The organism is Hydrogenophaga aquatica, from assembly GCF_054780915.1.
In genome coordinates this window covers 1-20,555 of sequence record NZ_BAAGVK010000023.1, presented here as the reverse complement: position 1 = coordinate 20,555, position 20,555 = coordinate 1, and the positions used below count along the sequence as shown (strand labels likewise).

Here is a 20,555-nt window from a genome sequence, read left to right as displayed (position 1 = left end):
AGACAACAGATGAAAAAACCTGCCCCGCAGTGGCTTGATGCCATGTACAACAACCGCGCCCTGGTGCCCGAGTGCGTGCAGCACTTCCAGCACTGGACGGAAGCTTCGGCCCGTGCGCGTCAGCAGCCCTGCGTGCTTGACCTGGCCTATGGCAACGACCCGTCGCAAACGCTCGATGTGTTTCCGGCGCAAGGCGCCCAGGGGCCTGCTCCGGTACTGGTGTTCATTCACGGGGGGTATTGGCGCTCGCTGGACAAGCGGGACCATTCCTTCGTTGCACCGCCTTTCACCGCCAGCGGCGCCTGCGTGGTGGTGCCCAACTATTCCCTTTGCCCGAGCGTCACTGTGCCGGACATCGTCATGGAAACGGTGCACGCGGTGGCCTGGGTGTACCGCAACATCGCCCGCCATGGCGGCGACCCGAACCGCATCGTGGTGGCTGGGCATTCCGCGGGCGGGCACCTGGCGGCCATGCTGATGCTGTGTCAGTGGCGTGCCCTGGGGCGTGACCTGCCCGCCAAACTTGTGCGTGGCGCACTGTCCATTTCTGGCCTGTATGACCTGGAACCGGTTCGCCGCACCCCGTTCCTGAAAGACGACCTGCGGCTGACACCAGCCCAGGTGCGCCGGGCCAGCCCGGCATTGCTGCCTGCCCCTGCTCATGGCCAGTTCTATACCGTGGTGGGCGGCAACGAGAGTGCCGAGTTCCTGCGGCACAACCAACTGATCCGCGATGCGTGGGGCAAGCGCCGCGTGCCGGTGTGCGAGGCCTTGCCGGGCCTCAACCACTTCAGCGTGGTGGAAGCGCTGGCCAACCCCGCCCACCGCCTGCACGCCCTGGCCCAGGAACTGCTGCGTTCCTGAGCCAGCCGGGGGTTACATCAGCAGGTGTTCGCCCGCGTTGTCGCCACCCAGGATCACGTAGTTCACCTTGCGGATGTCCATCAGCTGTTTGCCACCGGCGTAGCTGATGGAGCTTTGCAGGTCTTCTTCCATCTCGCGCAGCGTGTCGGCCAGGCGGCCCTTGATGGGCTCCAGAATGCGCTTGCCTTCCACGTGCTTGTACTCGCCCTTGTTGAAGTCGCTGGCCGAGCCGTAGTACTCCTTGTACAGCTTGCCGTCCACCTCCACCGTCTGGCCGGGGGACTCTTCATGACCTGCCATCAGTGAGCCGATCATCACCATGGTGGCCCCGAAGCGGATGGACTTGGCAATGTCGCCGTGCTCGCGAATGCCGCCGTCGGCGATGATGGGCTTGGTGGCCACGCGTGCGCACCACTTCAGCGCCGACAGTTGCCAGCCACCCGTGCCAAAGCCGGTCTTGAGCTTGGTGATGCACACCTTGCCCGGGCCAATGCCCACCTTGGTGGCGTCGGCGCCCCAGTTCTCCAGGTCGATCACTGCCTCGGGCGTGCCCACGTTGCCTGCGATGATGAAGCTCTGCGGCAGCTTTTCCTTCAGGTGCGCAATCATGCGCTGCACGCTGTCGGCATGGCCGTGGGCAATGTCGATGGTGATGAATTCCGGCACCAGCCCCTCGGCGGCCAGGCGGTCGGCGGTGGCATAGTCCGCAGCCTTCACGCCCAGGGATATGGATGCGTAAAGCTTCTGCTCCAGCATGCGCCGCGTGAAGGCGATGTTGTCCAGATCGAAGCGGTGCATCACGTAGAAGTAGCCGTTGCGGGCCAGCCATTCGGCGATCTCTTCGTTGAGCACCGTTTTCATGTTGGCGGGCACCACCGGGAGGCGGAAGCGCCGCCCACCCAGGGTCACGCCGGCATCGCACTCGGCGCGGCTTTCCACCCGGCATTTGCGGGGCAGAAGCAGAATGTTGTCGTAGTCGAAGATTTCCATGTCACCAGGCTCCATCAAGGCGGTTGAGAGATTGAGCGCTTGGCCTGGGCCCGGTCATGAAAAAACCGGACGCAAGAATCTTGGGCCCGGTGATTGATTCTAGACCGTTCGCGGGCGCTTTGGGCGCGGGGTGGCAAATAGGCGGCATACGGAAATGTGTATTGCGCACTGGCGACGCCCGAGAGCCTTGAGGCACAATTGTCCGCAATGGGCGGTGGCATCGCCGCCGCAAGGAGTGTCCGGATGAATCCATCCACCCTCATTGGGATGGTGGCCAGCGTGCTGTTGCTGGCCGTGCTGCTGTTTTTCGCGACGGACGACCCGCGTCTCTTCATCGACCTGCCGGGGCTGGGCATAGTGCTGGTGGGCACCATGGCCGCCACGTTCCTGAGCTATCCGCTCAGGGAGGTGGTGCGTGTGATCGGCCTGCTCAAGACGGTGTTGCGCAACGAGCGGCTTTACACCCAGAAGGACATCGAGGAGCTGGTCGACGTGTCCCGGCTGTGGATCCGCGACGATCCCGTTGCCGTGGAAAAGGCGCTGGCGCGTGTGACGAATCCGTTTCTGCGCACGGGTGTGCAACTCGTCATCGAGCGCACGCCGGAAGAAGACATCCTCGACCTGCTGCAGTGGCGCATTTCGCGCCTGCGCGCCCAGGAGGCGGCAGAGGCGCAGCTGTTTCGCGTGATGGCCAGTTACGCGCCCGCCTTCGGGATGATCGGCACGCTCGTGGGGCTGGTCAACCTCATGGACATCCTGGGCTCGGGCGACATGGCGGTGATCGGCCGCCACCTGGCCGTGGCACTCATGACCACCTTCTACGGCATCCTGCTGGCCAACCTGGTGTTCAAGCCCGTGGCGGTGAAGCTGGAGCGGCGCACCGAGCAGCGCATTGTGCTGATGAACATGGTGTTGCAGGGCATATCGATGATGTGTGCCAAGCGCAGCCCTTCCCTGATGCGTGAGACCCTCAAGTCCTTCGTGGCGCACCACGAGGACGAGATCTTCGACGGCCCGCAGGACATGGGCAGGAATGCCGCCCGCCGCAAGGTGCCGCCTGCCCAGGCCCCCACCAAGCCCGCTGCCGCCCGTGATGCGGGGCAGCCTTGACGCGATTGCCGGACCGCGCATGAGCGACAGCCTCCTGCACCGCATGATCGGTAAGGCGCAACAGCCTGCCGAGCCCCCGGCGCCGCCACCTTTGCCGGAGCCGGTCCGCCGCCGTGCCATGGCTGGCGGGCGCTTCGCGCGCTGGCACATGGACGCCCCCGCCCCCCAGGAAGAAGAAACCTGGCTCATCACCTACCTGGACGTGGTCACACTGCTGCTGGCCATGCTCGTGGTCATGCTGGCGTTTTCCGAGCCCATCAGCCGCCGACACGAGGGAGGCGAGAGGCGCGAGGTGGCGTCTGCCACTCAGGGGGCCAATGCCGAGGGTTCCACGATCGTTCCCCCCATTCCCTTGCCTATGCCGGTTCAGGGTAAGTCCGGCCAGCCTGTGGACGGTCCGCAGAACGGCCAGAAGGATGGCGCCGCGAGCCAGGGCAGCGGGCAAGCGGACCCGTTGGCGGGTCTGCCCTTGGGTGAACTGGGGCAGAGCATCGAGGTGGTCAAGGGTGAAGGCGTGGTGCGTTTCCGCATCAGCAGCGAGTTGCTGTTCGCGTCGGGTGAGGCCGGCCTCACACCTGCAGGGCAGACGGTGATCGACCAGTTGCTGCCCGCGCTGAACCGCGTGCCCGACTACACCATCGTGGTGGAGGGGCACACCGACAACGTGCCCATCCAGACCGCGCGCTTCCCTTCCAACTGGGAGCTGGCCGCGGGCCGTGCGGGCAGCGTGGTGCGGCACCTGCAGAGCCGTGGGCTCAATCCCACGCGGCTGCGCGCCTCGGGCTACGCCGACACAAGGCCCATCGCCTCCAACGCCACGCCCGAAGGGCGAGCGGCCAACCGCCGGGTGGAAATCACCATGGAGTCGCCGCAGACCACGCGCTGAGGTGAGACCCGGGGGCGGGACTTCCTACAATCCCTGCATGCTCGAAGACTTTTCCCCAGCGGCCGCCTCCCAGCCGCAAACCGGCCTGTTCCAAAGCCCCCTGCTGCAATCGCTCAATGACGAACAGCGCGCGGCGGTGACGCTGCCTGCCGAGCACGCGCTCATCCTGGCGGGCGCGGGCTCGGGCAAGACGCGCGTGCTCACCACGCGCATCGCCTGGCTGCTGTCCACCGGGCAGGCCACGCCCGGCGGCATTCTGGCCGTGACCTTCACCAACAAGGCGGCCAAGGAGATGCTCACCCGCCTGTCGGCCCTGTTGCCGGTGAACGTGCGCGGCATGTGGATTGGCACCTTCCACGGCCTGTGCAACCGCCTGCTGCGCGCCCACTGGAAGCTGGCCAACCTGCCGCAGACCTTCCAGATCCTGGACACGCAAGACCAGCTCAGCGCCATCAAACGCCTGGTCAAGCAATACAACATCGACGAAGAACGCTTCAAGCCCAAGGAGCTGCAGTGGTTCATCGCCGGGTGCAAGGAAGACGGCCTGCGCCCTTGGCAGATGACCCCGCGCGACGAGGACCAGCGCAAGCGCATCGAGATCTACCAGCTCTACGAAGACCAGTGCCAGCGCGAAGGCGTGGTGGACTTTGGCGAGCTGATGCTGCGCAGCTTCGAGCTGCTGCGCGACAACGACCCGCTGCGCGAACATTACCAGCGGCGCTTCCACCACATCCTGGTGGACGAGTTCCAGGACACCAACAAGCTGCAGTACGCCTGGCTCAAGCAACTGGCCGGGCACGACGACAACGGCCGCTTTGTGCCGGGTGGCAACGCCGTGCTGGCCGTGGGTGATGATGACCAGAGCATCTATGCCTTCCGGGGTGCGCGTGTGGGCAACATGGCCGACTTCGTGCGTGAGTTCGGGGTCAAGCACCAGATCAAGCTGGAGCAGAACTACCGCAGCCACGGCAACATCCTGGAAGCGGCCAACCAGCTCATCGACCACAACCGCCACCGCCTGGGCAAGAACCTGCGCACCGACCAGGGCGCGGGCGAGCCGGTGCGGGTGATCGAGCAACCCAACGATTTCGAGGAATCCCGCTGGCTGGTGGAGGAAATCCGCCAACTGGAGCGCAACGACGGCTTTCCTCGCCAGGAAATCGCCATCCTCTACCGCAGCAACGCGCAAAGCCGCGTGTTGGAAAGCGCGCTGTTCAACGCCGGGGTGCCCTACCGGGTGTACGGCGGCCTGCGCTTCTTCGAGCGCGCCGAGATCAAGCACGCCCTGGCCTACCTGCGTTTGCTGGACAACCCGCACGACGACACCAGCTTCCTGCGGGTGGTGAACTTCCCGCCGCGCGGCATAGGTGCGCGCAGCCTGGAACAGTTGCAGGACGCCGCCAGGGCGGCGGGCTGCTCGCTGCACGATGCGGTAAGCACCCTGGGTGGCAAGGCCGGTGCAAATCTGTCGGCCTTCCTCGCCAAGGTCGATGTGATGCGCGAGCAGACCGAAGGCGCCACGCTGCGCGAGATCATCGAACTGGTGCTGCAGCACAGCGGCCTGATGGAGCATTACCGCGCCGACCGCGACGGCGCCGACCGGGTGGAAAACCTGGAAGAACTGGTGAACGCGGCAGAAAGCTTCGTCATGCAGGAAGGTTTTGGCCGCGACGCCGTGGCCCTGCCGCTGGACGAAACCGCCAAAGGTGTGCCCGGCGCAGGGCTCACCCAGTCCCCGGCCAGCCAGGGGCTGGACCCGAATGCGCCCGTCGTCGACCAGCCCTTGCCGGGTGACGCCGACACCGGCGAGACGTTGAGCCCGCTGGTGGCCTTTCTGACGCACGCTGCGCTGGAGTCGGGCGACAACCAGGCCCAGGCCGGTCAGGAGGCCGTGCAGCTGATGACTGTGCACGCTGCCAAGGGGCTGGAGTTCGACGCCGTGTTCATCACCGGGTTGGAGGAGGGGCTATTCCCTCACGAAAACAGCCTGAGCGACATGGACGGTCTGGAAGAGGAGCGCCGGCTGATGTACGTGGCCATCACACGGGCGCGCAAGCGCCTGTACCTGAGCTACGCCCAGTCGCGCATGCTGCACGGGCAGACGCGCTATCACGTGCGCAGCCGCTTTCTGGACGAGTTGCCCGAGGCCTGCATGAAGTGGCTCACGCCCAAGCAGGCGGCGTGGGGCGGCGCTGGCGCGGGGCAGGGCGGGGGGGGCACAGGGGCGTTCGCCCAGCCCGCCTGGGGCCGCAGTGGCCTGGGGGAAGGTTCGCGCGGTTTCGCGTCCAAGGACGCGCCGTATTCTGGCGCAGGCGCCGTGCCCACACAGAAGGCCGAGCCCGCACATGGCATACGCGCGGGCATGCAGGTGTTTCACAACAAGTTCGGCGAGGGCAAGGTGCTCACCGTCGAAGGCCAGGGCGACGACGCCCGGGCCCAGGTGAGCTTCCCGCGCCACGGTACCAAGTGGCTGGCGCTCAGTGTGGCCAAGCTCACGCCCATCTGACGCTGTGAAAAAAACCGCCGGGGCCCGAAAGCCCTGGCGGTGTCAATGCGTGGGCGGGACCCACGCGCTTTCCCGAAACGTGAACTCTTGAAGTCAGATCAGCTGCCGATCACGCCGCCGTCGTTCTTGGTGATGACGATGGTGGCGGAGCGTGGGCGTTTGCCCGCGCCGTAACCTGCGTTGGCAGGCCACTGGCTCTCGTACTTGGCGGGGTTCTGCACGTCGGCCATCTTGGTGTTTTCACCGGGGTGCTGGATGTTCACGAACACCGCACGGCCATCCGGCGTTTCGGTGATGCCGGTGATCTCGCTGCCCTTGGGGCCGACCAGAAAGCGCTTGAGCGTGGCGGGTGTCTGCGCCTTGCCCATGTGGGTCGTGACGCTGCGGTCGCCATGGCGCAGGGTCTTGGTACTGCCGTCACCCACTTGGCCGGGCAGGGCTGCCAGCAGCATGCAGTTCGTCTTGTCGGTGTACGCGCCGTCGTCCGTCTGGATCCAGCAGATACCGGTGGCCTTGCTGAACACCAGACCGTCGGGAGAGGACAGATCGTTCTCGTCCGTCAGGTTCGACAGGTTGATGTTGGCCTTGTCCGAGTCGGCTTCGGATGCAAACAGGTAGATGTCCCACTTGAAGGACATGGCTGCGGGGCCGGGCTCGGCAAAGCGCACGATGTGGCCGTGCACGTTACCCTTCTGCTCCTTGCTGCCCTTCATGTCGGTGTAGGCGCGCGGGTTGGCGGCGTCGGCGGTGGTGGCGGTGCGGTTGCTGTTGTTGGTCAGGGTGATGTAGACCTCGCCATTCTTCGGGTTCACGCCACCCCATTCAGGGCGATCCATCTTGGTGGCGCCCACAGCGTCGGCGGCCAGACGGGTGAAGATGGCCATGTCGGCGTTGCTCTTGAACTCGAAGTACGAGCTGTTGGCCAACACCGGGTTGTTCATGGACAGTTCCAGCCATTCGCCAGTGCCGTCATCCTTGAAGCGCGCGGCGTACAGAGTGCCTTTGTCCAGGTACTTGTCGCCTGCGGCCATGCGGTTGGCGGGTTTGGCATCTGCCGGGTCCCACTTGGCGTCGGACACGTACTTGTAGATGTACTCGCCACGGGCGTCGTCACCCATGTAGGCGACGATGGGCTGACCCGCCACGGGCGTGGCGAAGGCCACGGCCTCGTGGGCAAAGCGGCCCAGCGCGGTGCGCTTGCGCAGCACTTCCTTGGTGTTGTAAGGGTCGAGTTCCACCACGTAGCCGAAGGTGTTCATCTCGTTGCGGTAGTCTTCCTTGGCGGAAGCGGCCAGGGCACCGTTGTTCCAGCGCACGAAGCGGTCGTCGCTGCCAGCGCTTTCCCAGCCGTGGCGGCTTGCAGCACCGGCCTTGCGGCCGTAACGGTTCAGCGCCTGTACCTGCTTGTCCTTCTTGCGGCGGTCATCGTCCTGCGCGTCGCGGAAGAAGTAGCCGTACCAGTTCTCTTCACCAGACACAAAGGTGCCCCAGGGCGTGCGGCCGGTGCCGCAGTTGTTCAACGTGCCACGGGCCTTGGTCCCGTCCGGGCTGTATTTGGTGACGACGTGTTCGGTACCACGGGCCGGGCCGGTGATGATGGCCTCAGTCATCGTGGTAATGCGGCGGTTGAAAGGCGAACTGGTTTTGTAGCTCCAGCGCTTGCCGTCGGACTGCACTTCCACCACGGACAGGCCGTGGATCATCAACTCCTTGTCCACCTCGGTGGCCGGGCGGGGCAGCGTTGCGGTACCGCCGCTGGCGTGGATGAAGAAGGAGGCAAGTTTCTCGTCGGTGGTGGCTTCATGGTTGACGGCCAGCAGCCCGCGCGAATTGAAGGTGTCGGAGGGGTTGCCGCTGGCGTCCAGACCAAACCATTCCAGGCCGTCGTGGTGGTCGCCTGCGCGGTGTCCCCATTCGCCATCGGTGCCATCGTTCTTGAAGGCAGGCGTGCTGGCGGTGAGCGGGTCGCCCAGACCGTACAGCACTTGCGCGGTATAGCCTTCGGGCACGACCAGCACGTCAGCGGTGCTTTTTGCCACGGGCTTGAAGCCCAACGCAGCCACGGGGGCCGAGAGGCCGCTCGTTGCCGCACAGCCGGAAAGTGCTGCCGTGCCCATGGCGGCGGCACCCGCCATGCCAGCGCTGCCGCGCAACAGGCTGCGGCGGCTCAGGCGCGCGTCCAGCACCTGTTCAAAGGCGGCGTTGTTGGACGTGTTGGAGTCTTCTTCGTTGAAGTGCGTACCGGGGCGGGATTCGTTTGTCACAGTGATCACTCACAGGTAGTTGAACAGCAGCGCCTAGCATGCTGTTCGTCTGTGAAATGGGCGTGACAGGTCTGTGGCGAACGTGTGACCTTTCGGCCTTTGGCCGAAAGGTCAGGCGGGCGCTTGCCCGTCGTCGGTGACGAAGCTGTCGCGGAACGTGAAGTACAGCGACGTGAAGAACATCGCGCTCATCAGCATGGCCATGGGGAACATCAGCACCCCCAGGAGCTGTGGGCCGCCCACGAATGAAGCGAGCGTCACCACGGCGAGCGCAAAACCCAGGAACACGCCCGACCACGCCAGGAAGTACACCAGCATGGCGCCCTTGTTGGTCCAGCATGCCATGGCACTGAAGAACAGGCTTTTGGCTGGCGACACGCCGTGCCAGTGGACCAGTGCCGGCGCATGCCAGAACAGGAGGCCCAAGGGTATGTACAGCACCATGTTCACCAGCAGCTGACGCAGCATGGCGGGCTGCCGCAGGGCTTCCTCGGTGATCTCGGTGGTGGGCTGCAGAGCCTGCCCCAGGTCGCCGGTAAGCAGCGCAGACAGGCCCATGACGACGAAGGAGCCGATGGCATACATGCCGCCCAGCACCATCATGGCCCGCATGCGTTCCTGGCCGGCCCTGAAGGCGCTAGCCAGCACCGCAGGCATGGGAAAGTTACCGCTGGCGGCATCGCGCGTGGCGGCCATCAGGCCCAGGGTGGCGGCAGGCAGCAGTGCCAGGGCCAGTGCTGCGCCCACGATGGGTACCAGCGTCAGCACCGAAACCGCCATCATGAACATGAAGAACAGCCCGGCGAGGGCCAGCGGCTGGCGCAGGAAGGTCCGTATGCCCAGTTTCACCCACAGCAGCCCGGTGCGCGCCGGTACATGGTTGAGCCTCATAGCTGCGCCAGGCGCGCGCGCAGCACGCGCTCGAAGTGGGTGGGGTCGTGCGGCTTGAGCATGCTGGCCTCGCGCGGCAGGTACCAGTCCCACAGACGCGACAGCCAGAAGCGCAGGGCACCGGCGCGCAGCATCGCGGGCATCAGTTCGCGCTCGGCAGCCGTCAGCGGGCGGACCGACTCATAGGCGGCCACCATGGCCGCCGTGCGCTCGTCGTCCTGCACACCGGTGGCCAGGTCGATGCACCAGTCGTTCAGGCATACCGCCAGGTCGAAGGCAAAGGCATCCACCCCAGCGAAATAGAAGTCGAAGAAACCCGTGAGCTGGCCGTTCTCGAACATCACGTTGTCGCGGAACAGGTCGGCGTGGATGGGGCCGCGGGGCAGGGCTTCGTAGCTGGGGCTGGCGGCCACGTGGTTCTGGTAGGCCAGCTCGCTCTTGAGCAGGTCAGCCTGTTCGCGTTGCAAGTGGGGCAGTACCACCGGCACGGTCTCGTTCCACCAGGGCAGGCCGCGCAGGTTGGGCTGGCGGCGGCTGTAGTCCAGCCCGGCCAGGTGCATGCGCGCAAGCATGGTGCCCACCTGGGCACACTGCCCGGCGGTGGGGGCAAGTTCGTGCTTGCCGCGCAACTTGTTCACCACCGACGCAGGTTTGCCCTTCATCTTGTGAAGAATCTCGCCTTTGCCATCTGCGGCAGGGTCCGGCACCGGAATGCCCTTGCCCGCCAGGTGCTTCATCAGGTACAGGTAAAAGGGCAGCTGCTCGAAGCTCAGGCGCTCGAACAGCGTCAGCACGTAGTCGTGCGTCTGGCCTTCGCGCTCGGTGGAGACGAAGTAGTTGGTGTTCTCGATGCCGCCGGAGCAGCCAGCCATCGACACCAGTTCGCCCAGGTCCAGGCGGCGCAGCAGCGCCGCAGCCTCGGTTTCAGAGACTTCGGTGTAAACGGCCATGGTCAGAAATTCAGCAAACGCCAGCTGCTCTTGCCTGCCTTGCCCTTGCTGTCGTCGGCCTGGCTGGGGTCTATGGGTTGCACCTGGTAACCCGGCACGGCGGTTTTGGTCTGCACGTCGATGCTGCGGGTCTGGCCGCCCACGCGCAGTTCTTCAATGCGGCTGCCCGCATCCTCGTGGGTGATGCGCTCGGTTTTCTGCTCCAGCGTGCGCACGGGTTCTTGCGCCACCTGGCCCTGGGCGGAGCCCGGCTGGGCCTGGGCCGGCGCAGACAGAGTGAACAGCACGGCAGCGGCCAGTGTCAGGCTGGCGCGTGCGGGAGCAAAGGGGGCTGGAAAGGGTCGCATCCCTAGATTGTAGGCATTTGCCCGCACAATCAGGCCCATGACCGAGAACCCGAAGACCCTGGTGCTGGTGGATGGCTCCAGCTACCTCTACCGCGCCTTCCATGCCATGCCCGACCTGCGCGCCGTGCCGGGCGACCCTGCAAGCCCCGCCACGGGGGCCATACGCGGCATGATCAACATGATGCAGGCGCTCCAGAAGGAGCACCCTGGCGACTACGTGGCCTGCGTGTTCGATGCGTCCGGCCCCACCTTCCGCGACGAGCTGTACCCCGAGTACAAAGCCCACCGCAGCCCCATGCCCGACGACCTGCGTGCGCAGATCGCCCCCATCCACGAGGTGGTGCGCCTGATGGGCTGGACCGTGCTGGATGTGCCGGGCGTGGAGGCCGACGACGTGATTGGCACGCTCGCCGCCACGGCGGCGGCTCAGGGCGTGCGGGTGATCGTCTCCAGCGGCGACAAGGACCTGAGTCAACTGGTCAACGCGCACATCACCATCATCGACACCATGAACGGCAAGGTGCGCGACGTGGCTGGCGTGACGGCAGAATTCGGTGTGCCACCCAGCCTGATGGTGGACTACCAGACCCTGGTGGGTGATGCGGTGGACAACGTGCCCGGCGTGGAAAAAGTGGGCCCCAAGACGGCCGCCAAATGGCTGCAGGAGCACGGTTCGCTCGACGGTGTGGTGGCCAACGCCGACAAGATCAAGGGTGTGGCAGGCGACAACCTGCGCAAGGCGCTGGACTGGCTGCCCACCGGGCGCAGGCTGGTGACCATCAAGACCGACTGCGACCTGAACGGTTACGTGCCCGGCCTGCCCGCGCTGGACAGCCTGGTGCTGCGCGAGCGCGAAATACCGGCCCTGCGTGATTTCTACGAGCGTTACGGCTTCAAAGGGTTGGCGCGTTCGCTGGCCGATGGCCAGGGCGATGCAGGGGCCGATGGCGCCAAGGCAAAAGCCGCCGCAGCGCCTGCGGGCCTGACCGGCGACCTGTTCGCCGACCCGCCAGCAGGCACGTCGGCAGTCACCCACAAGCAGTACGACACCGTGCTGACGTGGGAAGCTTTCGACACCTGGCTGGCACGCATTCTGGTGGCGGAGCTGGTGGCCGTGGATACCGAAACCACCTCGCTCGACGAGATGCGCGCGGAGATCGTGGGCATTTCCTTCAGCGTGAAACCTGGCGAGGCCGCCTACGTGCCCCTGGCGCACGACTACCCCGGCGTGCCGGCCCAGTTGCCGCGCGACGAGGTGCTGGCGCGCCTGAAACCCTGGCTGGAGAACCCTGCGGCGCTCAAGCTGGGCCAGCACGTCAAGTACGACCGCCACGTGTTTGCCAACCACGGCATTGAGGTGCGTGGCTACGCCCACGACACCATGCTGCAAAGCTACGTGCTGGAGGTGCACAAGCCGCACAACCTGGGCAGCCTGGCCGAGCGGCACCTGGGACGCAGTGGCATCAGCTACGAAGAACTCTGCGGCAAGGGCGCGCACCAGATTCCCTTCGCCCAGGTGGCCATCGACAAGGCCGCCGAATACTCTTGCGAGGACAGCGACCAGACCCTGGACGTGCACCTGGCCCTGTGGCCGCGCCTGCAGGCCGACGAAAAGCTCAAGGCCATCTACGAACTGGAAATCGCCAGCAGCGAAGCGCTCTACCGCATGGAGCGCAATGGTGTGCTGATCGACGCCGACACGCTGGCGCGGCAGAGCCACGAGCTGGGCCAGCGCATCCTGCAGCTGGAAAACGAGGCCTACGACATTGCCGGGCAGCCCTTCAACCTGAGCAGTCCGAAGCAGCTGGGCGAAATCTTCTTCGACAAACTGGGTCTGCCCGTGGTGAAGAAGACCGCCACCGGCGCGCGCAGCACCGACGAAGAAGTGCTGGAAAAGTTGGCCGAGGACTACCCGCTGCCCGCCAAGATCCTGGAGCACCGCTCGCTCGTCAAGCTCAAGGGCACCTATACCGACAAGCTCGCGGGCATGGCGCACCCGCGCACGGGCCGCGTTCACACCCACTACGCGCAGGCGGTGGCGGTGACGGGGCGTCTGTCCAGCAACGATCCCAACCTGCAGAACATTCCCATCCGCACGGCGGAAGGGCGGCGCGTGCGCGAGGCTTTCGTGGCGCCCGCCGGGCACGTCATTGCCAGTGCCGACTATTCGCAGATCGAGCTGCGCATCATGGCCCACATCAGTGGCGACGAGGCCTTGCTCAAGGCCTTTGCCGAAGGCATGGACGTGCACCGTGCCACGGCGGCGGAGGTGTTCGGCTTGCCGCCCGATCAGGTGAGCGGCGAGCAGCGCCGCTATGCCAAGGTCATCAACTTCGGTCTCATCTACGGCATGAGCAGCTATGGCCTGGCCAAGGCCCTGGGCATAGACAACACGGCAGCCAAGAACTACATCGACCGCTACTTCCAGCGCTTTGCGGGCGTGCGCCACTACATGGACGAGACCAAGGCCCAGGCCAAGGCACGCGGTTATGTGGAAACGGTGTTCGGCCGCCGCCTCTACCTGCCCGAAATCAACTCACCCAACGGCCCGCGCCGCGCGGCTGCCGAGCGCGCCGCCATCAACGCCCCCATGCAGGGCACGGCGGCCGACCTCATCAAGATGAGCATGGTGGCCGTGCAAAAGGCGCTGGATGACCAGCAACGTGCCACCCGCATGGTCATGCAGGTGCACGACGAACTGGTGTTTGAGGTGCCCGACGCCGAGGTGGACTGGCTGCGCACCGAAGTGCCGCGCCTGATGGCGGGCGTAGCGCGGCTCAAGGTGCCGCTGCTGGCCGAAGTGGGCGTGGGCGCCAACTGGGAGCAGGCGCACTGAGTCGCCGCCGGGCCGCCAATTACCGTGTGCCGGTGGCCAGCCCGATCACCACGGCCTGGTCGGGGCCGTACACATCGGTGTTGCGGCAGGTGGCTGCCTGCAGCTTTTGGTAGACCGTGGTCGCCGTGTTGGAAGGCAGCATGGCACGCAGGTAGCGCGTCAGCGTCAGCTGCTGGGCACGGCTGAGTTCCGTCTCGCAGACCGTGCGGCCAAAGTCCTGGTCGGGCGGGATCTGCGAGAAGGCGATGCGCGCCGGGGCAGGGCTGGCGGGCATGATCCGGGTGCGCCCGGCAGCGAATGCCAGCAGGCAGGGCGTGTTGCAGGTCGTGCCCGCCTGCACCTGGGTGTCGTAGCCTCGGTTGCGTGCCATCGAACCCAACGTGATGGCATCACCCAACAGCCCGTTGCTCACGTTCAGCACCAGCCATTTTTCCTGGCAGCGTGCCTGCGCCACCTGTTGCATGGCCTGGTCCATGCGGCGTACCGTGGCGTCGTGAATTTCCCCGGTCAGCGTGACCCGGCATGCGGCGCCCCGGGTGTCCACTTCAATGCGGCCGCCGTCGAACGTCAGCGTTGAAGCCGCGCCCGCGGCCCTGCCTGGGGTTTCGGTGCTTCGGCCGCTGTCGGCGGGCGGCCCGCCAGCACAAGCAGCTAGCAATGCAGCGGCGATGAGCGTGAAAGGCAGCGTTGCACGTGCCTTGATGAACTTTTGCATGAGAGGCTCAAGGTATCAGAAACTGCACCGGATGTTAACCGCCTCTCGCGCTTCAGTGCTCCACCAGGGCGGTGTTGAACCGCCGCAGCAGCGGGCGCGCAAGGTAGGACATCAGCGAGCGTTCCCCGGTCTTGATCATGACGGTGGACAGCATGCCCGGCTGCAGTTTGAGCGTGCCCAGCTTGGCCAGCTCTTCGGCGGGCACGTTCACACGCAGGGTGAAGTAGGGCTGGCCAGTACGCTCGTCTGTGAGCACGTCCGCCGAGACCACCGACACCTCGCCGCCCACCACAGGCTGCCTGGCTTGAACGTAGGCGTCCAGGTGCACTTCGGCGGGCAGGCCTGGGTGCAGGCGGTCAATGTGCTGCGGTGAGACGCGGGCCTCGATGATGAGGCTGTCTCCCTCAGGAACGATGTCCATCAGCCGCTCGCCGGGTTTCACGACGCCGCCTATCGTGTGCGTGGTCATGCCCACCACCGTTCCGTCAACCGGGGCACGCAACACCAGGCGGTCAAAGGTGTCCTGCTGGGCATTGAGCCGTTCACCCAGGGTAGAAAACTCTCGTTGCGTCTCGGTGATCAGGCTCTCCACCTCCCGGCGGTATTCCATTTCCCTTTGGGCCGCGCGCATGCGGAATTCCGCGAGTCGTGCATTGATCCCGGCAATGTTGGACAGGTCCTCGCTTTGCTTGCTTTGCACCTCGGCCAGCTGGCGTTCCAGTTCCAGCAGGTTGTTGCGCGATACAAAGCCCTGGCTGCGCAGGTCGCGGTACGAGTTGAGCTGCTCGGTGAACAGGGCAATCTGGGTTTCACGTCCGGCCTTGAGTTGCGCCAGGCTGGCCAACTGCGTTTCCAGTCCCTTGGCAGACTCGCGGATGATGCGCAGTTCTCCTTCCAGTGCGTTTCGCCGAGAACGGAACAGACTTTCCTGGGAGCGCAGCAGCGAGGCCACTTCCGGGTCCTTGGTGGCCGCTGTCACCAGTTCCTGCGGCCAGGCCGGACTGCTGGCGCCATCCCTTTCGGCGCGCAACCTGGCCAGCGTCGCCATGGCCGTGTGCCTCTGGTTCTGCGTGGCATTCAGGGCCGACTTGCTTTGGGTCTCGTTCAGTACCAGCAGCTCATCTCCTGCCTTTACACGCTGGCCTTCGCGGACAAGAATCTGTTCCACGATGCCGCCGCTGAAATGGTCGATGCGTTTGCGGTTGCTTTCAACTGCCACCACTCCGGGGGCAGGAATGCCCTCGTCCAACGGAGCCAGGGTGGCCCAGGCCACGAACCCGCCAAAACCCACCAGCAATATCCACAAGCCACGACGCAGTATGCGCTGGTAGTCGGTGTCGGGCAGGGCGTCGGGCTCGGCGCCTGTGGCCTGTGTGTGCAGTGTCAGGCCGGTAAGGGTGGCCTCTGCGGGTGTTCCTGACGACACCATGGCGGGGGTGTGTTCGGCACTCATGCATTGACCTCGTTGGGCAGTTGCGCACTGGGCTGTGTCGTGGTGACGCCGGTCTTCTGTGCCGGGCGCAGCGTTTCCATGATCGCGTCGCGCGGGCCGTACGCCTGGATGGCGCCGTTGACGAGGATCAGAATCGCGTCTGCCTCGGCCAGCAGGTTCATGCGGTGGGTGATGACGAAGACCGTTCGCTTCTCTTCTTTCATCACGCGCAGTGCACCCACCAGGGCGGCGTCGCCAGCTTCGTCCAGGTTGGCGTTGGGCTCGTCCAGCACCACCAGCGCCGGGTCGCCGTACATGGCGCGGGCCAGGCCAATGCGCTGGCGCTGACCTCCTGAAAGAGCCATGCCGCCTTCGCCGATGGGGGTGTCGTAGCCTTGTGGCAGCCGCAGGATCATGTCATGCACGCCGGCACGCTGAGCGGCAGCCACGGTGCGTGCCGAATCGGGCGGGCCGAAGCGGGCAATGTTTTCCGCAACGGTGCCTTCGAACAATTCCACGTCCTGCGGCAGGTAGCCCAGCCATGGGCCGAGTTCTTCCTTGTTCCATTGCGACACATCGGCCCCGTCGAGCCGGACGGTACCGCTCATCGGCGGCCACACACCCACCAGCGCCCGGGCCAGGGTGGACTTGCCCGAGGCGCTCGGCCCAATCACCGCGACCAGCATGCCAGCCGCCGCGCCAAAGCGTATGCCCTTGAGCACCGGCGTGCGCGCGCCCGGTGGCCCAGCCACCAGGTTTTCCACGGTGACGAAGCCTTGAGGGCGGGGAAGGGCGGTGCGAGGCTCGGGTTCTGGGTGGGCCTGTAGGAGTTCGCCAAGGCGGGCGTAGGCGTCACGGGCGGCCACCCAACTGCGCCAGTGGCCGATGACGGCATCGATCGGGCTGAGCGTCCGGCCCAGCAGAATGGACGCTGCGATCATGCTGCCCGGGGTCATCTGGTTGTCTATGACCAGCAGAGCGCCCAGCCCCAGTACGCCGGACTGGAACACTTGGCGGGCAAACTTCGTTGTGGCATTGACGGTGTTGGCTCTGTCGCTGGCTGTTGCTTGCAGCGTCAAGGCTTTGTTTTGGCGAGACAACCAGGCACGTTTCATGGCGCCCAGCATGCCCATGGCGCCAATGGCTTCGGCATTACGCAAGCTGTTGGTCGCCTGGCGACTGGCTGAATGGCCTTCTTTGCTGGCGGCAGACAAGGGTTCTGCAGTCAACTTCTCATTGAAGTAAGTCAGTGCAATGAGCAGGAGGGCGGCGGTCAACGCAAACAGCCCCAGATAAGGGTGCAGCAGAAAAATCACGAACAGGTAAATGGGGGACCACGGCGCATCGAAAAAAGCGAACAATCCTTTGCCGGTGACGAAACCCCGCAGCGTTACCAAGTCTGCCAAGGGCTGCCCGGAGCTGCGACCCTGCCCATTCAGCGTGCGCTGGAACGTAGCGTCAAACACTTTAGGCCCCAGGGCGGCTTCAAGCGCTGTGCTGCCTCGAACCATGGCTTGCCCGCGTATCCACTCCAGCACCGCCTCCAGAAGGAACAGCCCCAGCATGATCAGTGTCAACAGCAACAACGTGGTGGTGTTGCGGCTGGTCAGCACCCGGTCGTACACCTGCAGCATGTAGATGGCGGGGGTGAGCATCAGCACATTGATCACCATGCTGAAAAAACCAACGGTCAAAAACAAATAGCGGTGCTGGCGCAATGCTTCACCCAACGGGTGCGTGGCGGCCTTGGATCGGTGGAGCTTCATGCCGGGATGGTAACGATCGCAAAAAAAAACCTGCTGCAAGGCAGCAGGTTGGGCAGGCTACAAACCGTAAAAACGGGCTGCAGCCTGATCTGTGGCATTTATGCCCAGTAGTCGTAGGTCAAAGTGATGGTGACGGTGGAGCCCGCGGCGGTGGCTTCCGCCCATGCGACAGTCACATCAAAAGAACCGTCTTCCAGGCCATCAGGCACACCGTCATTGTTGGTGTCAGCACCGAATTCCTCGTTGGTGGCATCACCTACATAGGTGAGAGTGTTGGTATTGCCCGTTGTGGCAGGACCATTGAAAGAAGCGGTTGCGTCGCCAGCGACTGTGTAACCCTCATTGGTGCGGTCGTAATCGCCAACGCCGGTCACTTCGATCTGGAAGTTGCTCCAGTCTTGGCCCAGCAGATCGACGTTCAACGGCACAGTGTCATTGCCGTTGGGGTTGGTGACTGTGTAGCTCTCGCTGAAGGTGTACTTTTGCAGCTCAGGAGCCGGGTCAGCCCAGCCCGCAGTCCAACCTTCGGGTGCGCCGCCGTCGGCGTAGTACTCGCGGGCGTGGTAGATCGTGTCCTTCTTGGTCACGGTGGTCCAGTTGAAGGTGTCTTCGCCCGACAGGATGGCGGTCAGGTCCACCACAACTTCACCAATGGTGATGATGGGTGAGGGGCTGCCTGCCACGCCGTCGATGGTGCCGGTCTTGCTTTGGGCAGCGTTGAACAGGCCGTCCAGCGCGAAGTCACCAGCCTGGATCAGTTCAACCAGGGCTAGAGCGTCCGCCACTTCCAGTCCGTTGACACTGTGTGCCAGGTAGGCCACGTAGTCTGCACCCGCGTCGGACTGCAGGAAGGCCTTCAGCTGGTTGGTGTACGCCGACGCGAACTGGCCCTGGTCCGAGGCGCTCAGGCTGCTGTCGGGGGAGAAAGAGAAAGTGAAGTCGCTCATTGCATCGCTCCAGAAAAATAGAAAAGAAACACTTATTCCCCAGGCTCCAGCCGCGACTCGACCAACTGCACCGCCACACCCGTCCGTGTCCCCAACTCGGTCACGCGCACAACCTTGCCATGCGCCACCAGTTTCACGGGGCCGTCCGGGGTGTCGAGGCAGATTTCGAAGTCCACCGTGCTGCCGATCTGTTGAACCTGATCCAGTTCAATCAGCACACCCGAAGCGCTGATGTTTTTCGTTACCCCGTTTTGGCCACTCTTCAGGGCCACTGGCAATTCCAGTGTTTCCCTGGGGCTGGTACGGTGCTCAGACAACATGGAGCAAGTATCTCCAGCCATGCAGTGGGATGTATGGGTTGTTTCTGCGGTTTTTGTGGGGTTTGCCTATGGCTTTGCGTAGGTGGTTGGTAGTAGAAATGTCATGGGATATTTGCCCCTTGAAACGATCACTTGTGAGGTGCACTACTCGAAAGATTCTGTTGATGTATGCTTCGCATCGACACAAATCAACACTTTTCTCAGAGTCGCGTTTTTTTTCAAAGGCACATGCCCCAGCTCATGAACAACAGCGGTGACAAGAGCCAGCCCGGTCCCGTTCGGGTGGTGTTGGCGGCGTTGCCGCTGACCGCCTGGGGGCTGCAGCAGTTGCTGCAAGTTTCCGGGCACGGGATGTCTTGCGTGGGCGTGGCGTCGTCGGCGGCAGAAGTGGTTCTTCGCGTTCCGGAGTGGCAGCCGGACGTTGTGGTGCTGGACCTTGATGGTGAAGAGGGCACCGAGTCGCTGGCAGACCTGAACCACCAGGTGCCGGCCCGGCTGCTGGCGCTGACCAGTTCCCGGCACAGCGCCGTGCATGACAGCGCTGTGTTGGCCGGGGCACGTGGCGTGGTTGAAAAGCGCGAGTCGCCGGACACCTTGATAAAGGCGATAGAGAAAATCCACGCGGGTGAGATGTGGATAGACCGCAGCGCCACGGGCCGGATATTCATGGAGCTGGCCCGACAGAAGGCGGCGCGGCAGCCCGATCCCGAGAAGCAGCGGATCGCGCGGCTGACGCCCCGCGAACGGCAGATGGTCGCAGCGCTCGCCAGTGAAGCCTCCGCGCCTGGAAAGGTGGTGGCGCAGCGCCTGCACATCAGTGAACACACCTTGCGCAACCACCTCACGTCGATCTACGGCAAGCTGGGCGTGGCAAACCGGGTAGAGCTTTATGCCTTCGCGCACAGGCACGGGTTGACCAGTGTGTGAAATCCCCGTCAGCGGGAACCACGACTGAAAAATCTGCTCGTACAAAGTCTGTTCAACTTCACCACACAGGAGTTCTGCATGCGTCAACTGCCGTTCGAACAAGACCTCCAGGCGCTTTTGCCCGGACGTAGCACTGAAGCCGGTGCCACCCGGCGCACAGCCCTGAAAGCGGCGCTGGGCGTGGGTTATGCCGCAGCCGCCATGCCCATCGTTGCGCAGACGGCGATCAACACGCCCGCCGATGGGCTCACTGTGGGAGAGATCAGCGTCACGGTCAACGGAACGTCCGTGCCGGTTTACCGGGCGGCGCCCGCAGGCAAGACAGGTTTGCCGGTGGTGCTGGTCCTGTCCGAGATCTTTGGTGTGCACGACTACATTGCCGATACCGCGCGCCGCTTTGCGCGTGCGGGCTATCTGGCCCTGGCCCCCGAGTTGTTCGTCCGCCAAGGCGACGCGCAGAGCTACGGCGAGATGGCGAAACTTATCGCCGAGGTTATCTCCAAGGTCCCCGATGCGCAGGTCATGGCCGATCTGGATGCCTGCATCGACTGGGCTGCGGCCAATGGCGGTGACGTCAACAAGGTGGGTGTCACCGGCTTCTGCTGGGGCGGGCGTCAGACCTGGTTGTATGCAGCGCACCAACGGCGTGTGAAGGCTGGCGTTGCCTGGTACGGGCGCCTGGTGGGGCAGACCAACGATCTCACTCCCCGCAACCCGATCGATGTGGCCGGGCAGGGCTCTATGCCGTTTTGTGTGGAAACGCTTCGCGTCATGTCGGCATGGCTGGCGCGAACGGACTGGCCG

17 protein-coding genes are annotated in these 20,555 nt (G+C 64.6%); 7 read left to right on the top strand and 10 right to left on the bottom strand.

Annotated features, from left to right (window positions below; translation table 11 throughout):
- Nucleotides 1-9 precede the first annotated feature (9 nt).
- Nucleotides 10-864 carry an alpha/beta hydrolase gene (locus tag ACYVHH_RS15970; protein ID WP_460566162.1) on the top strand — a complete coding sequence of 285 codons (855 nt, stop codon included), beginning with the start codon at nucleotides 10-12 and terminating at the stop codon, nucleotides 862-864.
- A gap of 12 nt (nucleotides 865-876) precedes the next feature.
- Here the strand turns inward: ACYVHH_RS15970 and ACYVHH_RS15965 are convergent, their stop codons facing one another.
- Complete coding sequence (locus ACYVHH_RS15965; RefSeq protein WP_460566161.1) at nucleotides 877-1,854, bottom strand: GMP reductase; 978 nt, start codon at nucleotides 1,852-1,854, stop codon at nucleotides 877-879.
- Between the two features lie 243 nt (nucleotides 1,855-2,097).
- Between ACYVHH_RS15965 and ACYVHH_RS15960 the strand changes: the two genes are divergently transcribed.
- The 3 genes from ACYVHH_RS15960 to ACYVHH_RS15950 are packed head-to-tail and all read left to right on the top strand — an operon-like array spanning nucleotide 2,098 to nucleotide 6,356.
- On the top strand, nucleotides 2,098-2,964 hold the full coding sequence (locus tag ACYVHH_RS15960; protein ID WP_460566160.1) for a motility protein A: 867 nt from the start codon (nucleotides 2,098-2,100) through the stop codon (nucleotides 2,962-2,964).
- Nucleotides 2,965-2,983: 19 nt separating this feature from the next.
- A complete protein-coding gene (locus ACYVHH_RS15955) occupies nucleotides 2,984-3,850 on the top strand; it encodes an OmpA/MotB family protein (RefSeq protein WP_460566159.1) in 867 nt (288 codons plus the stop codon).
- A gap of 37 nt (nucleotides 3,851-3,887) precedes the next feature.
- Nucleotides 3,888-6,356 (top strand): UvrD-helicase domain-containing protein, encoded by a 2,469-nt coding sequence (locus ACYVHH_RS15950; RefSeq protein ID WP_460566158.1) that lies wholly within the window; start codon nucleotides 3,888-3,890, stop codon nucleotides 6,354-6,356.
- Between the two features lie 98 nt (nucleotides 6,357-6,454).
- Here ACYVHH_RS15950 and ACYVHH_RS15945 read toward each other — a convergent pair whose 3' ends face one another.
- The 4 genes from ACYVHH_RS15945 to ACYVHH_RS15930 all read right to left on the bottom strand — a co-directional run bounded on the left by ACYVHH_RS15945 (nucleotide 6,455) and on the right by ACYVHH_RS15930 (nucleotide 10,808).
- On the bottom strand, nucleotides 6,455-8,620 hold the full coding sequence (locus tag ACYVHH_RS15945; protein WP_460566157.1) for a PhoX family protein: 2,166 nt from the start codon (nucleotides 8,618-8,620) through the stop codon (nucleotides 6,455-6,457).
- A 111-nt stretch (nucleotides 8,621-8,731) separates the two neighbouring features.
- Complete coding sequence (locus ACYVHH_RS15940; RefSeq protein ID WP_460566156.1) at nucleotides 8,732-9,511, bottom strand: BPSS1780 family membrane protein; 780 nt, start codon at nucleotides 9,509-9,511, stop codon at nucleotides 8,732-8,734.
- The gene (locus ACYVHH_RS15935; protein WP_460566155.1) at nucleotides 9,508-10,461 is read right to left on the bottom strand and encodes a homoserine kinase; all 954 of its coding nucleotides are present in this window, start codon (nucleotides 10,459-10,461) and stop codon (nucleotides 9,508-9,510) included. Before ACYVHH_RS15935 ends, ACYVHH_RS15940 begins: the two co-directional genes overlap by 4 nt.
- A gap of 2 nt (nucleotides 10,462-10,463) precedes the next feature.
- Nucleotides 10,464-10,808 carry a hypothetical protein gene (locus tag ACYVHH_RS15930; protein WP_460566154.1) on the bottom strand — a complete coding sequence of 115 codons (345 nt, stop codon included), beginning with the start codon at nucleotides 10,806-10,808 and terminating at the stop codon, nucleotides 10,464-10,466.
- A 37-nt stretch (nucleotides 10,809-10,845) separates the two neighbouring features.
- On the opposite strand from ACYVHH_RS15930, the gene polA reads away from it, so the two are divergent.
- The gene (gene polA, locus ACYVHH_RS15925) at nucleotides 10,846-13,644 is read left to right on the top strand and encodes a DNA polymerase I (RefSeq protein ID WP_460566153.1); all 2,799 of its coding nucleotides are present in this window, start codon (nucleotides 10,846-10,848) and stop codon (nucleotides 13,642-13,644) included.
- Between the two features lie 19 nt (nucleotides 13,645-13,663).
- Here the strand turns inward: polA and ACYVHH_RS15920 are convergent, their stop codons facing one another.
- From ACYVHH_RS15920 to ACYVHH_RS15900, 5 genes are all read right to left on the bottom strand, one after another.
- Nucleotides 13,664-14,359, bottom strand: coding sequence for a hypothetical protein (locus ACYVHH_RS15920; RefSeq protein ID WP_460566152.1), 696 nt, complete (start codon nucleotides 14,357-14,359; stop codon nucleotides 13,664-13,666).
- A gap of 52 nt (nucleotides 14,360-14,411) precedes the next feature.
- On the bottom strand, nucleotides 14,412-15,812 hold the full coding sequence (locus ACYVHH_RS15915) for an HlyD family type I secretion periplasmic adaptor subunit (RefSeq protein WP_460566151.1): 1,401 nt from the start codon (nucleotides 15,810-15,812) through the stop codon (nucleotides 14,412-14,414).
- A complete protein-coding gene (locus tag ACYVHH_RS15910; RefSeq protein WP_460566150.1) occupies nucleotides 15,809-17,557 on the bottom strand; it encodes a type I secretion system permease/ATPase in 1,749 nt (582 codons plus the stop codon). The genes ACYVHH_RS15915 and ACYVHH_RS15910 overlap by 4 nt, the downstream gene beginning before the upstream one ends.
- Nucleotides 17,558-17,655: 98 nt before the next feature.
- Nucleotides 17,656-18,504 (bottom strand): hypothetical protein, encoded by an 849-nt coding sequence (locus ACYVHH_RS15905; protein ID WP_460566149.1) that lies wholly within the window; start codon nucleotides 18,502-18,504, stop codon nucleotides 17,656-17,658.
- Between the two features lie 32 nt (nucleotides 18,505-18,536).
- Nucleotides 18,537-18,824: a PilZ domain-containing protein gene (locus ACYVHH_RS15900; protein WP_460566148.1), complete on the bottom strand. Its 288-nt coding sequence runs from the start codon at nucleotides 18,822-18,824 to the stop codon at nucleotides 18,537-18,539.
- 228 nt (nucleotides 18,825-19,052) lie between these two features.
- Here ACYVHH_RS15900 and ACYVHH_RS15895 point away from each other — a divergent pair, with 228 nt between their 5' ends.
- Together ACYVHH_RS15895 and ACYVHH_RS15890 are read left to right on the top strand one after the other, a co-directional pair.
- A complete protein-coding gene (locus ACYVHH_RS15895; RefSeq protein ID WP_460566147.1) occupies nucleotides 19,053-19,751 on the top strand; it encodes a LuxR C-terminal-related transcriptional regulator in 699 nt (232 codons plus the stop codon).
- Nucleotides 19,752-19,829: 78 nt separating this feature from the next.
- On the top strand, nucleotides 19,830-20,555 hold a 726-nt coding region (locus ACYVHH_RS15890; protein WP_460566146.1), incomplete at its 3' end, for a dienelactone hydrolase family protein.

Excerpts from the sequence above, each read along its gene's own strand:
- ACYVHH_RS15970 (WP_460566162.1), top strand. The coding sequence starts at position 10 with ATGAAAAAACCTGCCCCGCAGTGGCTTGATGCCATGTACAACAACCGC.
- ACYVHH_RS15965 (WP_460566161.1), bottom strand. The coding sequence starts at position 1,854 with ATGGAAATCTTCGACTACGACAACATTCTGCTTCTGCCCCGCAAATGC.
- ACYVHH_RS15960 (WP_460566160.1), top strand. The coding sequence starts at position 2,098 with ATGAATCCATCCACCCTCATTGGGATGGTGGCCAGCGTGCTGTTGCTG.
- ACYVHH_RS15955 (WP_460566159.1), top strand. The coding sequence starts at position 2,984 with ATGAGCGACAGCCTCCTGCACCGCATGATCGGTAAGGCGCAACAGCCT.
- ACYVHH_RS15950 (WP_460566158.1), top strand. The coding sequence starts at position 3,888 with ATGCTCGAAGACTTTTCCCCAGCGGCCGCCTCCCAGCCGCAAACCGGC.
- ACYVHH_RS15940 (WP_460566156.1), bottom strand. The coding sequence starts at position 9,511 with ATGAGGCTCAACCATGTACCGGCGCGCACCGGGCTGCTGTGGGTGAAA.
- ACYVHH_RS15935 (WP_460566155.1), bottom strand. The coding sequence starts at position 10,461 with ATGGCCGTTTACACCGAAGTCTCTGAAACCGAGGCTGCGGCGCTGCTG.
- ACYVHH_RS15930 (WP_460566154.1), bottom strand. The coding sequence starts at position 10,808 with ATGCGACCCTTTCCAGCCCCCTTTGCTCCCGCACGCGCCAGCCTGACA.
- polA (WP_460566153.1), top strand. The coding sequence starts at position 10,846 with ATGACCGAGAACCCGAAGACCCTGGTGCTGGTGGATGGCTCCAGCTAC.
- ACYVHH_RS15920 (WP_460566152.1), bottom strand. The coding sequence starts at position 14,359 with ATGCAAAAGTTCATCAAGGCACGTGCAACGCTGCCTTTCACGCTCATC.
- ACYVHH_RS15915 (WP_460566151.1), bottom strand. The coding sequence starts at position 15,812 with ATGAGTGCCGAACACACCCCCGCCATGGTGTCGTCAGGAACACCCGCA.
- ACYVHH_RS15910 (WP_460566150.1), bottom strand. The coding sequence starts at position 17,557 with ATGAAGCTCCACCGATCCAAGGCCGCCACGCACCCGTTGGGTGAAGCA.
- ACYVHH_RS15905 (WP_460566149.1), bottom strand. The coding sequence starts at position 18,504 with ATGAGCGACTTCACTTTCTCTTTCTCCCCCGACAGCAGCCTGAGCGCC.
- ACYVHH_RS15900 (WP_460566148.1), bottom strand. The coding sequence starts at position 18,824 with ATGTTGTCTGAGCACCGTACCAGCCCCAGGGAAACACTGGAATTGCCA.
- ACYVHH_RS15895 (WP_460566147.1), top strand. The coding sequence starts at position 19,053 with ATGCCCCAGCTCATGAACAACAGCGGTGACAAGAGCCAGCCCGGTCCC.